Below are 13,429 nucleotides of genomic sequence, written 5' to 3'. Positions count from 1 at the left end.
GTCGTTGCGCTCTCATCCTACGGCTCTTGCAGCGCCATGGTCGGCGCGCCTGCGATGCCCAGCTCTGCGGGGAACTCCGCCTTCAGGATGCTGCCGCTGTCGGACTCGGTGATGTAGAGCGTCCGCCGCCCCGGCCCGCCGAAGGCGCAGTTGGTCGTGCCCAGCCCACGCGGGCTGCGCACCACGGCAATGGGCCGTCCCAGCACATCATGCACCCATACGAGCCCCATGCCGGTCTGGCAGACCACGACGCCACCATCAGACGTCAGCGCCAGCCCGTCGGGCCCCGCGCGCCCGCCCGAGAACTGAATGAACAGCCCCACCTTGTTGACGCGGCCACTGGGCGACATCGGCAGGCGCCAGACGGCATTGGCCCGCGTCACCGCGAGAAACAGCACATGCTCGGCCAGGTCCAGCACCAGCCCGTTGGGGCTGGGCACCTTGTCGATCAGACAGGTGAGCGCGCCGGTCTCGGGCACCCATTTCCAGACGCGGCCCGAGGGGTCCTGAAGCCCGGTCTGTCCCTGATCGGTGAAATAGAGCGCGCCGTCCCGCCCGAAATGCAGATCGTTGCACCCCTTGAAGCTTTCGGTGTCGGCGTCGCCAAGCGCCTTGGTCACGGCGCCTGTGTCGGGGTCGAGCCGCATGATGCCGTTCTGGTAATCCGCGAGGAAAATCCGCCCGTCGCGATGGATCTTCAACCCGTTGGGCTGGCCTTCATATTCCGCGATCTGGGTGATCCCGCCCGACGTGTCGGCGCGGAAGACCCGGCCAAAGGGGATGTCGACGAACCAGAAGTTGCCGTCGCGGTCAAAGGACGGCCCTTCAAGGAAACTGTCCGCAGGCGTGCCGCGCCGGTTCTTTTCCGCCCAGTAGGACGGCTGACCGGTCCGTCGCAGGTCGGCGGGCAGTTCTGTGAACACCTCGGCGTCGATGACCACCGGTTCGGGGAAGGGATAGGTGGGGGTCATCCGAACGTGAACTCCGGCAGGAAGAGCGCGATATCCGGCACGCCGATCAGCAGCAGCATGAAGGCGACGATGATGATGAAGAAGGGCAAGGTGCCCATGATCACATCCTCGACCTTCACCTCGTTCGACGAACTTGCCACGACAAACAGGATCACGCCAAGCGGTGGCGTCAGTTGGCCAAGCTCCACCAGGATCACCACGAAGACGCCGAACCAGATCGGGTCCACATCCAGCGCCATCAGCGCCGGAAAGATCACCGGCACGATGATCGCGATCATCCCCAGCCCCTCCATGAAGCAGCCGAGGATCGCGAAGACCACCATGATGATCAGCAGGAACGTCAGGCGGGAGACATTGGCCTCTTCCAGCATGCCCACAAGGTCCTCTCCGATGCCCGACAGCGCGGTGGCATAGGCGAAGATCATCGAGGTGAAGACGATGAAGAGGATGTTGCCGCTCATCGACGCGGTGCGCGACAGCGCGTCTTTCAGCAGCTTCAGGCTGAGTTTTCGATAGAGCCCGGCGATCAGGATGGCGCCGACGGTGCCCACGGCTCCGGCCTCGGTCGGGGTGGCGAAGCCGCCGTAGATGCTGCCCAGGACAATCACGATCAGCATGAGGAACGGCACGATGTCCAGAAGCGCGCGGCCCAGATCGCCGGCGCTGGCCTTGGTGTCGTTCTTCGGTGCAAGCGACGGGTTCATCAGCACGCGCGCCATGATGAACCCCATGTAGCACAGCCCCAGAACGATGCCCGGCACCAGACCGGCGGCAAAGAGCCGCGCGATCGAGGTTTCCGTGAAAGTGGCGTAGATGATCATCGTGATCGAGGGCGGAATGAGGATACCCAGCGTTCCACCCGCGGCCAGCGATCCGGCGACGAGGCGCTTGTTGTAGCCGCGTGCCGAAAGCTCCGGCAGGGCAACGGTGGACATGGCCGCGGCGGTCGGGGCAGAGCCGCCCGAGATCGCCGCGAAGATGCCACTGCCCGCGATATTGGTGTGCAGAAGGCCCCCCGGCAGCCGCCGCATGAAGGGCGCGACGCCGTTATAAAGCCGCGTCGAGAGGCCCGAGCCCAGCAGGATTTCTGCCATCAGGACAAAAAGCGGAATGGCGGCGAGGGTAAAGCTGTTGGCCGCGCCCCAACTGACGAGGCCGAGCGCCTTCCAGCCGCCAAAGCCCTTGAGCAGCCAGATATAGGTGAGCCCGGCCCCAGCAACGGCGAATTGCACCCACATGCCGCCAAGGATCAGGCCGATCAGCAGGCCGAAGGCGAGGATCGCTTCCATTTACTTGTCCCCGGATTTGCGGAAGGTCAGCAGCAATTGCTCGACCAGAAAGAACGCCAGCACGGAAAACCCGAGCGGCAGCATGATTTGCGGGATCCACAAGGGCGTGCGCAGGACGGTCGGGGCGAACTTGCCGCGCGAGAAGGAGGACAGCGTCAGGTCCTTCGTCTTCCACGCGAGGATCACGCAGATCACCAGCGCGATCAGGACAAAGACGCGGATCAGCCAGCGGCGTGTGCCCTCGGGCCAGGTATCCAGCAGGAAATGCACCTGGAACATCGCGTGGCCGCGCAAGCTGAGCGCTGCGCCGAAGAAGGTCACGAAGACGACGCCATAGCCCGTCAGCTCCTCTGCAAAGCCCAGCGAATAGTTGAAGCCGCCGCGCAGCAGCGCCTCGAGGCAGACGAGCGTGACCAGCCCCACCAGCACGAGCCCGGTGGCCGCGCCGGTGATGCGCGCGGCGATGTCGAAGAGGGGGCCGGCCGAAACCGGCCCCGTTTTGCTTTGCGCTTGCATCTTACTTGCCGATGGCTTCGCGCACGGTGGCAAGGGCTTCGACGTATTCCGGACCGTTGTACTCGGCCCAGGCTTCCCAGAACGGCGCCAGCTTTTCGCTCGCCATCTCCGCATCGCCATCGGCGGCCTCGACCAGCGTCATGCCCGCCTGCGCCTGCGACGCCTTCTGCGCCTCCTCGTCCTCAAGGAAGGCTTCGGTCGTCTTGGGGCCCTCTTCGGCCACGATCTCGCGCAGCTTGGCCTGGGTGTCCTCGGACAGTGCGTCGAAACTGTCCTGGTTGGCGATGATCATCGAGTTGCCGTAGTTCACCGAGAAGCGGTAGTTGTAGGGCAGGAATTCGTGCCAGTTCTTGGCGCCACCTGCCGACGCGGTCAGCACGCCCTCGATCACGCCACGCTCCAGCGAGGTTGGCACTTCGGAGCCGGAAAGGGTGATCGGCGCGCCGCCGAATTCCTCGATGAATTTGCCCTGCTCGGGCGAGGTCACGCGGATCTTGTGACCCTCAAGGTCGGCAAGGCCGTTGATCTCGAAGGTGGTAAAGATCGTCTGCTCGGGATAGCGGTAGCCCCCCAACAGCACCACGCCCTGCTGAGCAAAGGCCGCCTCCAACGTCGGTTCCATCGCGGCGTAGGCCTTGGCCCATTCCTCGTCATTCTCGATCAGCATCGGCAGGTTCAGCACCCGCGCCAGCGGCACGGAGCCGGAAAAGAAGAAATCCGCCGCCATGTCGATGATGCCGTCGCCCACGGCCTGCGTGATGTCGGCGGAGGCGATCTGCAGCGTCTTGCCCAGGTGCAGGTCGATGGTCAGGTCGGTATCTGCCGCGACCCGCTCCACGATGCGGTTCATGCCCTTCACGGCAGAGGTCGTGGAGACGGACGAGTAGGTGTAGGCGGTCCAGTCGTCGGCATGCGCGACGGTGGTGGAAGCGGCGATCAGCGCAGCGGCGCCAAGGGTTTTGAACGTCATGATTTTCCTCCAGTTTTCAATCGTTCGGCCGGGACGTGTGGCCCGGTTTTTTGGGTGTTCGCCGCGGCGCAAGAGGTTTTTCCTGCGCCGCGGCGGGCCGGTCCTCACGCGGTGGACTTGCGGCTGTCGACAAAGCGCTTTTTCAGAGTCGGCCCGACGATCACCGCCACGGTCAGCGCGACCAGGATCAGGCTGGTGGTGTTCTGGAACAGCACCATCGGATCACCGCGTCCGATCCGCAGGGCAAGGCGTAGGTTTTCCTCGGCAAAACCACCCAGGATCAGGCCCAGCACGACGGGTGGCAGCGGGAACTTGAGCCGGTCCATCACCCAGCCGATCGCGCCAAAGCCCAGCATCAGGTAGACGTCGAACATGCGGCCATGGATCGAATAGACGCCGATCAGCATGAGCACGATGATCACCGATCCCAGTAGCGGACGCGGCAGGTTCAGCAGCCGCGCGAAGGAGTTGGTGGCCAGCGAGCCGCCCAGCAGCACCAGAAGGATCGCGCCGAACAGGAACTGCCACATGAAGCCGAAGACGATGTCGGGATTGTCCCTGAACAGCATCGGCCCCGGTTGAAGACCATGCACCAGCAGGCCGCCCAGCATGACCGCCGCCACGGCGGTGCCCGGGATGCCCAGCGTCAGCGCCGGGATCAGCGCCGACGCGGTATCGGCATTGTTGGCGACCTCTGCGGCGGCGACGCCCTCAGGCTCTCCCTCACCCCAGGTCTCGGGGGTCTTCGAGGTGCGGCGCGCCTCGTTGTAGGACATGAAGGCCGCCATTGAGCCGCCCGCGCCGGGCAGGATGCCGATCCAGATACCGATGAACGACCCGCGCAGCCACGTCTTCAGGTATTTCATCCGCGGCAGGGCTTTCCAGATCGGCTCTGTCCCCAGTTTGGAGCTGTTGACGCCATCGGTCTTGAGCGGGGTTTCCAGCAGGTCAATCACCGGCGGCAGCGCATAGAGGCCGACCAGAAGGATCACGATGTTGATGCCGTCCAGCATCTCAAGCTGGCCAAAGGTGAAGCGGTCGTTGCCATAGATCGGGTCCGATCCGATGACCGAAACGAAGACCCCGAAGCAGGCCGAAATCAGACCTTTGACCGGGTTGCCGCCCAGCAGGAAGATGATCGAGGCAAGCCCGAAGACCGCGACCCAGAACACCTCGGACGGGCCGAAAAGCAGGGTCACGCGGCTGAGCGGCGGGGCCAGCAGCATCAGCGCAAAGGCCGAGGCGATGCCGCCGAAGGCCGACGACACGACGGCGACTTGCAGCGCAAAGCCGCCTTCGCCCTTCTGTGCCATCGGGTAGCCATCAAAGGTGGTGGCGACGGCGGCAGGCGTGCCGGGGATGCGCAGCAGCACGGCGGGGATCGCGCCACCGTACATGGCGCCGTTGTAGATGCCCGCCATAAGGCCGAGCGCGACAAGCGGTTCAAGCCCGAATGTGAAGGGCACGAGGACCGAAATCGCCATGGTGGCCGAAAGGCCTGGCATGGCGCCGACGACGATGCCCGCGATCACGCCGATGATGACGGCGGCGAAGTTGGTAAAGGCAAAGACGTCCGGCAAGGCGTGCAGAAGATCGGCATACATGGCTCAGCGCCCCCACAGACGGCCGGAGGGAAATTCCTGGCTCATCCCGAAATCGAAGATCGCCCAGATGGTGCCTGTGACGATCACGGTGGCGATCAAGAGCCCCACAGGGCTGCGATAGCCGAAGATCCACGCGACCAGCGGTATGGTCGCAACGGTGCTGACGTAGAAGCCGATGAAATCGGTGGCCAGCGCATAGGCGACGATCAGAAAGAAGGCCCCGACCACCCGCTTTGGTGATTTGGTCATGGGCTGTGCGGGCACCCCCTCTGCCGCCTTGCGCTGATCCGCCAGCAACAGCAGGACCGACAGCACGATCAGGCCGATCAGCATGACGGCGGGCAAGAGCGCAGAGATCGCGCGCAGGTCGGAGGTCGGGATGAGGAACCCGCAGGCTGTCACGATGATACCGAGCGCGGTCAGGGTCTCGGGCCGGGTCAGGCGGGAATTGCGGCTCTCGGGCATGGATTTGCCTTTGGTGTGAGGGATGAGTGGCATGAGGGGGCGCCCCCTCACCGGACGGAAGGCGTGAGGGAGAAAGCCCCCTCACGCGCGTCGCCTCAGTTCCAGGGCGTGGTTTCCCACACGCTGTTGGCGAGGTCATAGAGGTCCGAGGTCAGCTGTTTGAAATCCTCGCCGGTCACGACTTCGACCGGGTTGGCGGTCGCGGCCATGGCATCAAGGAATTCCTGATCGTCCGACAGCTGCGTGAAAGCGTTCAGCAGCTTGGCCTGCACATCCTCGGGCAGCCCGGCGGGCGCGATGAACCCGCGCATGGAGCCGTTCACGAGGTCCAGCCCCTGCTCCTGAAAGGTCGGCAGGTCGGGGGCGAATTCCGACCGCTCGGTCGTGGCGACGCCCAGCACGTTCAGCTGGTCCTGAAATTCGGCCACTTCGGAAATGTTGAGGATGCCCATGGCCACGTGACCACCGAGCAGCGCGGTGCGCGCGGGCGCGGAGCCCTTGAACGGCACGATGGTGAATTCGGTTTCGGTGGCGTTCTGGAGCTTGATCAGGGCAAAGTGGTCATCGCCGCCCAGCGACGACATGCCGACGGTCACGGCCAGCGGGTTTTCCTTGGCCTCGGCGATCAGCTTGTCCAGCGTGTCCAGGCCGCTGCCTTTCGATGTCACGATGACGTTGGGATCGTTCACGACGTTGGCGAGGTAGGTAAAGCTTTCGCGGTCGTAATCCGCCTCGCGGTCGATGGTGCGGGCCATCATGCCCGGCAGGTTGAAGGTGCCCAGCGTGTACCCATCGGGTTCGGCGTTGGCCGCCTCGGTCACGCCGATCTGGCCCGAGGCACCGGGCATGTTCTTGACCACAAGGCTCGCGCCTTCGCCCAGGTATTTCTCGATGAAGGGCGCCGCGGTGCGGGCCATCACATCGGTGCCGCCGCCTGCGGAGTAACCGACGATCACCTCGATCGGCTTTTCCGGATATTCAGCCAGCGCCGCACCTGCGGCAAGGCACATCGCGCTGGCGATGGCGGTCTTCTTGAAGATATTGAGCATGTTACTCCTCCTTTGCATGCGGGTGATTCAGTCCTCGGGCAGGGCGCAGCCGCGTTCCTTGAGCGTGCGGTTGACCCAGGCCCGGTCGTTGGTTCCGGCCTGAATGGCGGCCATCTGCTTTAACTCGGCATCCGATTTCGCCTGCGTGGCCTTGAGCACGGTTTCGGCCGCGTCAATGGGCACGCACAGCACGCCGTCGCTGTCGCCGATCACGATATCGCCGGGATGGATCACCATGCCGTCGAGCGCCACGGGCACGTTGATCTCGCCCGGGCCGTCCTTGTAGGGGCCGCGATGGGTCACACCCGCCGCCCATGTGGGCAGGTTCATTTCGCGGAACTGGTCCAGATCGCGGATCGCACCGTTGATGACAAAGCCCACGACGCCCTGCTTGATCGCATAGGCCAGCATCAGCTCGCCCATCAACGCATTGTCCAGCGCGCCGCCGGCGTCGACGACGATCACATCACCGGGCACCGCGCGGTCGATGGCCGCGTGCAGCATCAGGTTGTCGCCGGGCCGCGTCTTGACCGTCAGCGCGACACCCGCCATGCCGCCGGATGTGTGCATCGGGCGCAGGGTCGGCCCGCCTGCGGTCATGCGCGACATGCTGTCGGACACGTTGGCGACCGGCAGCTTGGCGAATTCCGCGACGATGTCGGCAGGGGCGACGCGGTCGCGTTTGAGGATGCGGAAACCGATGGTCATGGCTATTTCTCCACGCTGGCAAGCTCCGCCCGGGCGGCGGCCAGCAATTTGCGGTTGATGATGCGTTCGGGGGCGACGGGCTGACCAGCCAGGATCTGAAAGATCCCGCGCACCGCATCCACGCCGACACGCGCGCCGGCCTCGCGGGTCACGCCGCCGACATGCGGGGTCAGCACGATTTCCGGCGCGGCGAAGAACGGATGGTCCGGGCTGGGCGGCTCTACCGAGAAGGTATCCAGCCCCGCCCCCGCCAGATGGCCCGCCCGGATCGCATCGACCAGCGCGGCCTCGTCGATCAGCCCGCCGCGTGCGGTGTTGATGACGTAAGCGCCCTGGGGCATCTGCGCGATGCTGTCAGCGTTCAGGAGGCCGCGCGTCTGTTCGGTCAGCGGGCAATGCAGGGACAGGATGTCGGACTGCGCGAAAAGCGTTTCGACCGTGGTACAGCGTGTGACGCCCAGCTCCTCGAATGCGCTGTCGGGCGCGTAGGGGTCAAAGCCCACCAGGGTCAGACCCAGGCCCTTGGCCATGCGGCCCGTAGCCTGGGCAATCGCGCCCATGCCCATCAGCCCCATGGTCGACCCGGCAATCTCGCGCCCGGAAAAGCCCGGCTTGTCCCAGCGCCCGGCGCGCAGGCCCGCGTCCAGCGGCAGAATGCGCTTGACCGTCGCGAGCAGCAGCGCAATCGCGTGTTCGGCGACCGACACCGCGTTGGCACCGGTGGCAACCAGCACCGGAATGCCCCGGTCGGCGGCGGCCTGGATGTCGATATTGTCGACCCCGACCCCGTGTTTCGAGATCACCTTGAGCTGCGGCGCCGCATCCATCACGGCGGCATCCAGACGGCCCATGCGCGACACGATCCCATCTGCGCCGGTCTCGATCAGGTAGTCCGAGATCACCGCGCTGTCGGCATAGGGCGGGGTGTGCACCGTCTCGTACCCATGCTCCGCCACCAGTTGCGCAGCCGCCGGATCAAGGTCTGGTCCCGTCACAAGGATTGTCTTGCTCATCGCGCGTGTCTCCACGGCGTCCCGAACTATCGGGTCGCGCCATTTCCTGTCTGTTCTCTCGATTGGTCCGCAGCGGTCTCCCGAACCGGGCTGCGGGGTCCTCCTTGACTGGGCACCCTAATACCAAGTTTGTCTTCACAAAAGCGCGGATTTCTGGTTATTAAATTTAGAATAACTGGATTTGATGATGGACACCCGGCAGCTCAGGACCCTTCTTGCCATTCAATCGCACGGCACCTTTGCGCAGGCGGCGGATGTGGTCGGGTTGACGCCGTCGGCCGTCAGCCAGCAGGTTCACGCGCTCGAGGAAGAGCTGCGCGTGACCATCTTCGACCGCAGCACCCGCCCGCCACGCACGACGCCCGAGGGGCTTCAGGTCATTGAAATGGCAAAGGACATCCTGCGTCGCGAAGAAGATACGAAGGCCAGCCTGCGCGGCGATCAGATTGCCGGGACGCTGATGCTGGGGTCGGTCCGGTCAAGCGCGCTGAACCTCCTGCCCCGGGCGCTGGTGCAGATGCGGCAGCGCTATCCCGATCTCAAGCCGAACCTGCGGGTCTCGCTTTCGAGCACGCTGATCGCCGACGTGGCGGCCGGGCGGCTCGACGCGGCCATCGTGGCGGAACACCTGGGCTTTCCCGGTGCCCTGCGGTGGAGCCCGTTCCTACGTGAACCGCTTTGGCTGATCGCGCCGCGCGGCATGGAGGCAAGCGACCCGATCGAGCTTTTGAACACCCGCCCCTATATCCGCTTTCGCAGCGCCGTGCCGCTGGCCAACCTGATCGACACCGAACTGTCGCGCCTCGGCGTTGTGACCAATGACGTGGCCGAGATTGACACCATCGGGTCCATCGTCACCGGGGTGCGGCAGGGTTTGGGCATATCGGTGGTGCCCCACGTGGCCTTGCAGGAACCCGAGGATCTGAACATCACCCGCCTGCCCTTTGGCACGCCGCAGGTGAACCGCCAGATCGGCATCGTGGAGCGGACCGCGTCACCCCGGGCTGAAATCATCGCGCGGCTGCACGCGGTCCTGTCGGAGCTTTGCGGCGATTACGGCGTCGACCGCCCGGCACGATCCTGACCGCGCCTGTTCCAGGGTCGTCAGGTCATCTGCAGAGAGATGTTTCCCTTGGCTCATCGGATGACTAGAATCAATCGTCAGATCAATGCACTGTCAGACGGACTCCGAGATCGACATGCGCGCCGCCCCGCATCCCTTGTCCACCCGGTCGGACAGCGATCGAGCCACAGCACAGGGCCGATCCTCCGAAGCCCTGGCAAAGCTGGTCCTGGGCGCACACGTCTTGCAAAACGTCACCGATGGACACCCCACCACCTGACCAAAGGACACCCGACACCATGGCACAGATCAACTATCTGACCCGGATCGAGTTCGGCGAAGGCGAAATTAATCGCCTGCCGGAATTTTTGTCGGACCTTGGCATCAAACGCCCGCTCATTGCGACCGACGCAGGGCTGGCCGCGACGGGCCTTGTGGCGCAGGTGGCAGAGCTTGTCGGCACCGCCGCGATCTATGACAGGACGCCCGCGAACCCGACCGAAGCCGCAGCCATGGATGCCTTTGCCATTTACAACGAAGAGGGATGCGACGGGATCATCGGGCTGGGCGGCGGGTCTCCCATCGACCTGGCCAAGGCCGTGCGGATCCTGACGGGGCACCCCGCGCCGCTGGGGCAATACGCCTTTGTCAACGGCGGGGCAGGCAAGATCGGCCCCGATATCGCGCCGATGATCGCGGTCCCCACCACTGCCGGCACCGGATCCGAGGTGGGCCGTGCCGCTGTCATCATCACCGAAGACGGGCGCAAGCTGGGTCTTCTGTCGCCTTACCTCTTGCCCAGCATCGCGCTCTGCGATCCGGAACTGACCTACGGGCTGCCCGCCGGGCTGACTGCGGCGACCGGGATGGATGCGCTGACCCACTGCCTCGAGACCTACATGTCGCAGGCCTTCAACCCGCCCGCCGACGGGATCGCCCTGCACGGGCTGGGCTGCGCGCTGCGGTCTCTGGAAACCGCAACGCAGGATGGCCAGAACCGCACCGCGCGGCGCGACATGATGGCCGCGGCGCTGGAAGGGGCCATGGCCTTTCAGAAGGGGCTGGGGGCGGTCCACGCCCTGACCCATCCGCTTGGCGCGATCCGGGAGCTGAACCTGCACCACGGCACGCTGAACGCGGTGCTTCTGGCGGAAGTCCTGCGCTTCAACCGGCCGGTGATCGGCGACAAATGGGATGTCATGGCGGCCCTGATGGGCGACGCGCCCGACAGCTATGTCACCGCGTTGAACGCGCGGATCGGCATGCCTTCGGGGTTGCGGGCCATGGGCGTGACCGACGCGATGATCGAAGATGTATCGCATGCGGCGCTCAAGGATCATTGCCACGCCACGAACCCGCGCACGGCCACGCGTGAGGATTATCTAGAGATCCTGCGAAACAGCATGTGACCCCGGCTTGCCAGCAGCGCGGGCCTAGGCCGGCCCCGGATCGGCAGGTTCCCAATGTTCGCCCATGGCGACGATGCAGGACGTGCCGTTGGCATAGTTCTGCACGATCAGCCATTCGCCGTTGCCGCGGCTGACCCAAACCTCGAGCATCGTGTCGGGATCGCGCAGGCCCATCCCCTGACGTTCAGCGCCCAGGACGGTGGTGAGCATAGTTGTCATGCGCCCCCTGTCATCGCAGCTGAGGTCGGACATCTTTGCCTGCCCGACGCTTGGAAGGGCGATGGAAAGGGCGAGCAGGGGCAAAAAACGAAGGGACATGCACAAAGCCTAAGCGATCAGGTCGTGAAATGTAACAGTTTCATGACGGCCTGTGGATAAGTTTTTATGACTGTTGCGCCGCGGTCGGATCCGGCAAAGCCCGTCAGGGCAGGGCTTGTCACAAATTCGTTGCACAAATGCAAAGAACCTGAATCAAAACCGTCACGCAGCTGTCGCCTGACCGATTTACGCGGCTCCCAACCAAGGGGGTGGCATGCTGAAGATCGACGCGCTGACAAAGCGGTTCGGGGACAAGACGGCTGTGGATGCGGCCAGCATCCTTGTCGACAAGCCGACCATGATCGGGATCATCGGCCGGTCGGGGGCCGGGAAATCCACGCTGCTGCGCATGGTCAACCGGCTGAGCGATGCCACCAGCGGCGTGATCACCTTCGAAGGCGAGGACATCACCGCTCTGCGCGGCGCGGCCAAGCGTCATTGGCAATCCCGCTGCGCGATGATCTTTCAGCAGTTCAACCTGGTGCCGCGTATGGATGTCGTGTCGAACGTCTTGCACGGCACGTTGAACCGGCGGTCGACCTTCGCGACGATGTTCAACCTTTACCCCCAGTCCGACATCCACAAGGCCATCGAAATCCTTGATCGCCTGGGCATCGCCGAACAGGCCCCGAAACGGGCCGAGGCGTTGTCGGGCGGGCAGCAGCAGCGCGTCGCCATCGCCCGCGCCCTGATGCAGGACCCCAAGATCATCCTCGCGGACGAACCCATCGCATCACTCGATCCGATGAACGCACAGGTGGTCATGCAGTCCCTGCGCGCGATCCACGAGGAAGACGGGCGCATGGTCATCGCCAACCTGCACACGCTGGATACCGCACGCCGCTACTGTGACCGTGTGATCGGCATGCGCGATGGCCGGATCGTCTTTGACGGCACGCCCGCGCAGCTGACCACCGGGGTGGCGCGCGACATCTACGGTGCGGGCGCGGATTTTTCCGAAGCCGCGACCTCGACCGAAATCGAAACACTGGACAAGGCGGAGGTCCGCGAGGCGGAAGCCTACGTCTGAGCCAGTTCATCCCGCGTGATCGGCGCGGGAAATTTTCATCAAACCCAACGGAGAGAACGATGAAAAAGACCCTCGTACTGGCGCTTGCCGCCACCACCGCCCTGAGCACCGGCGCCTTCGCCCAGGACATCAGCGAATTCCGCATCGGCATTCTGGGTGGCGAAAACGCTCAGGACCGCATGACCTCGTTCTCCTGCCTGCAGGAATACACCTCCGAGGCGCTTGGCGTCGAAGCCAAGCTCTTTGCTCCGGCCGACTACAACGGCGTCATCCAGGGCCTGCTGGGCGGTACGCTCGACATGGCGTGGCTGGGCGCCTCCAGCTACGCGGCCGTCTACCTGCAGGATGCCGAAGCGGTGGAACCGGTGCTGGTCAAGATCAACCTCGACGGCTCCTACGGCTACCATTCCATCGGTTTCGCCCGCAAGGACAGCGGCATAACCTCGCTCGAGGACATGAAGGGCAAGGTGTTCGGCTTCGGCGACCCGAATTCGACCTCCGGCTACCTGATCCCGTCGATCGAGATCCCCGCCCAGACCGGCGCCACCATGGAATCGGGTGACTATTTCGGCGAGGTGACCTTCACCGGCGGTCACGAACAGACCATCGTCGCAGTGGCCAACGGCGACATCGACGGCGGCGTGACCTGGGCCGATGCCCAGGGCAACTGGGAAGACGGCTACAATTCGGGCGCCCTGCGCAAGGCCGTCGATGCGGGCCTCGTTGACATGAACAACCTGGTTGAAATCTGGAAATCCAACGTCATCCCCGAAGGCCCGGTCGTGCTGCGCACCGGCCTGCCGGATGACGTGAAGGCGAAGATGACCGAACTGGTCGACACGCTTTATGAAACGGATCCCGAATGCGCCTACGGCGTCGCGGCGGGCGATACGCTCGGCTTCGACCCGATCGGGCACGACGCCTATATTTCCGTCATCGAGGCCCGCAAGGCCAAGATCGGCGGCTAAGCCATTTCAATGACGTCTCCGGCAGCTCCTAACGGGGCTGCCGGAATTTTTTGTGC

14 protein-coding genes are annotated in these 13,429 nt (G+C 64.5%); 4 read left to right on the top strand and 10 right to left on the bottom strand.

Going from position 1 to position 13,429, the window contains the following annotated elements:
- Window positions 1-17: 17 nt before the first annotated feature.
- From ACOXXX_RS12055 to ACOXXX_RS12015, 9 genes are all read right to left on the bottom strand, one after another.
- Entirely contained in the window at window positions 18-971 is a 954-nt protein-coding gene (locus tag ACOXXX_RS12055) for an SMP-30/gluconolactonase/LRE family protein (RefSeq protein ID WP_422826836.1), read from the bottom strand.
- A complete protein-coding gene (locus ACOXXX_RS12050; RefSeq protein WP_422826835.1) occupies window positions 968-2,260 on the bottom strand; it encodes a TRAP transporter large permease in 1,293 nt (430 codons plus the stop codon). The genes ACOXXX_RS12055 and ACOXXX_RS12050 overlap by 4 nt, the downstream gene beginning before the upstream one ends.
- Window positions 2,261-2,776, bottom strand: coding sequence for a TRAP transporter small permease (locus ACOXXX_RS12045; protein ID WP_422826834.1), 516 nt, complete (start codon window positions 2,774-2,776; stop codon window positions 2,261-2,263).
- Window position 2,777: 1 nt separating this feature from the next.
- Entirely contained in the window at window positions 2,778-3,746 is a 969-nt protein-coding gene (gene dctP, locus ACOXXX_RS12040) for a TRAP transporter substrate-binding protein DctP (protein WP_422826833.1), read from the bottom strand.
- Window positions 3,747-3,850: 104 nt separating this feature from the next.
- The gene (locus tag ACOXXX_RS12035; RefSeq protein WP_422826832.1) at window positions 3,851-5,350 is read right to left on the bottom strand and encodes a tripartite tricarboxylate transporter permease; all 1,500 of its coding nucleotides are present in this window, start codon (window positions 5,348-5,350) and stop codon (window positions 3,851-3,853) included.
- Between the two features lie 3 nt (window positions 5,351-5,353).
- Entirely contained in the window at window positions 5,354-5,815 is a 462-nt protein-coding gene (locus ACOXXX_RS12030; RefSeq protein WP_422826831.1) for a tripartite tricarboxylate transporter TctB family protein, read from the bottom strand.
- 95 nt (window positions 5,816-5,910) lie between these two features.
- Window positions 5,911-6,864 carry a Bug family tripartite tricarboxylate transporter substrate binding protein gene (locus ACOXXX_RS12025; RefSeq protein ID WP_422826830.1) on the bottom strand — a complete coding sequence of 318 codons (954 nt, stop codon included), beginning with the start codon at window positions 6,862-6,864 and terminating at the stop codon, window positions 5,911-5,913.
- Between the two features lie 27 nt (window positions 6,865-6,891).
- Window positions 6,892-7,572 (bottom strand): RraA family protein, encoded by a 681-nt coding sequence (locus ACOXXX_RS12020; protein WP_422826829.1) that lies wholly within the window; start codon window positions 7,570-7,572, stop codon window positions 6,892-6,894.
- Window positions 7,573-7,574: 2 nt separating this feature from the next.
- Window positions 7,575-8,585, bottom strand: coding sequence for a hydroxyacid dehydrogenase (locus ACOXXX_RS12015; protein ID WP_422826828.1), 1,011 nt, complete (start codon window positions 8,583-8,585; stop codon window positions 7,575-7,577).
- A gap of 184 nt (window positions 8,586-8,769) precedes the next feature.
- Between ACOXXX_RS12015 and ACOXXX_RS12010 the strand changes: the two genes are divergently transcribed.
- The gene (locus ACOXXX_RS12010; RefSeq protein WP_422826827.1) at window positions 8,770-9,669 is read left to right on the top strand and encodes a LysR family transcriptional regulator; all 900 of its coding nucleotides are present in this window, start codon (window positions 8,770-8,772) and stop codon (window positions 9,667-9,669) included.
- 278 nt (window positions 9,670-9,947) lie between these two features.
- Entirely contained in the window at window positions 9,948-11,057 is a 1,110-nt protein-coding gene (locus tag ACOXXX_RS12005) for an iron-containing alcohol dehydrogenase (RefSeq protein WP_422826826.1), read from the top strand.
- Window positions 11,058-11,081: 24 nt separating this feature from the next.
- Here the strand turns inward: ACOXXX_RS12005 and ACOXXX_RS12000 are convergent, their stop codons facing one another.
- Window positions 11,082-11,276 (bottom strand): hypothetical protein, encoded by a 195-nt coding sequence (locus ACOXXX_RS12000; RefSeq protein WP_422826825.1) that lies wholly within the window; start codon window positions 11,274-11,276, stop codon window positions 11,082-11,084.
- Window positions 11,277-11,589: 313 nt separating this feature from the next.
- On the opposite strand from ACOXXX_RS12000, the gene phnC reads away from it, so the two are divergent.
- Window positions 11,590-12,405, top strand: a complete 816-nt coding sequence (phnC, locus tag ACOXXX_RS11995) for a phosphonate ABC transporter ATP-binding protein (protein WP_422826824.1) — start codon at window positions 11,590-11,592, stop codon at window positions 12,403-12,405.
- Between the two features lie 59 nt (window positions 12,406-12,464).
- Window positions 12,465-13,373, top strand: coding sequence for a phosphonate ABC transporter substrate-binding protein (phnD, locus tag ACOXXX_RS11990; protein ID WP_422826823.1), 909 nt, complete (start codon window positions 12,465-12,467; stop codon window positions 13,371-13,373).
- Window positions 13,374-13,429 lie beyond the last annotated feature (56 nt).

Source organism: Thalassococcus sp. BH17M4-6, assembly GCF_049323015.1.
GTDB lineage: Bacteria > Pseudomonadota > Alphaproteobacteria > Rhodobacterales > Rhodobacteraceae > Puniceibacterium.
This window is presented reverse-complemented; position numbering and strand designations above follow the sequence as displayed.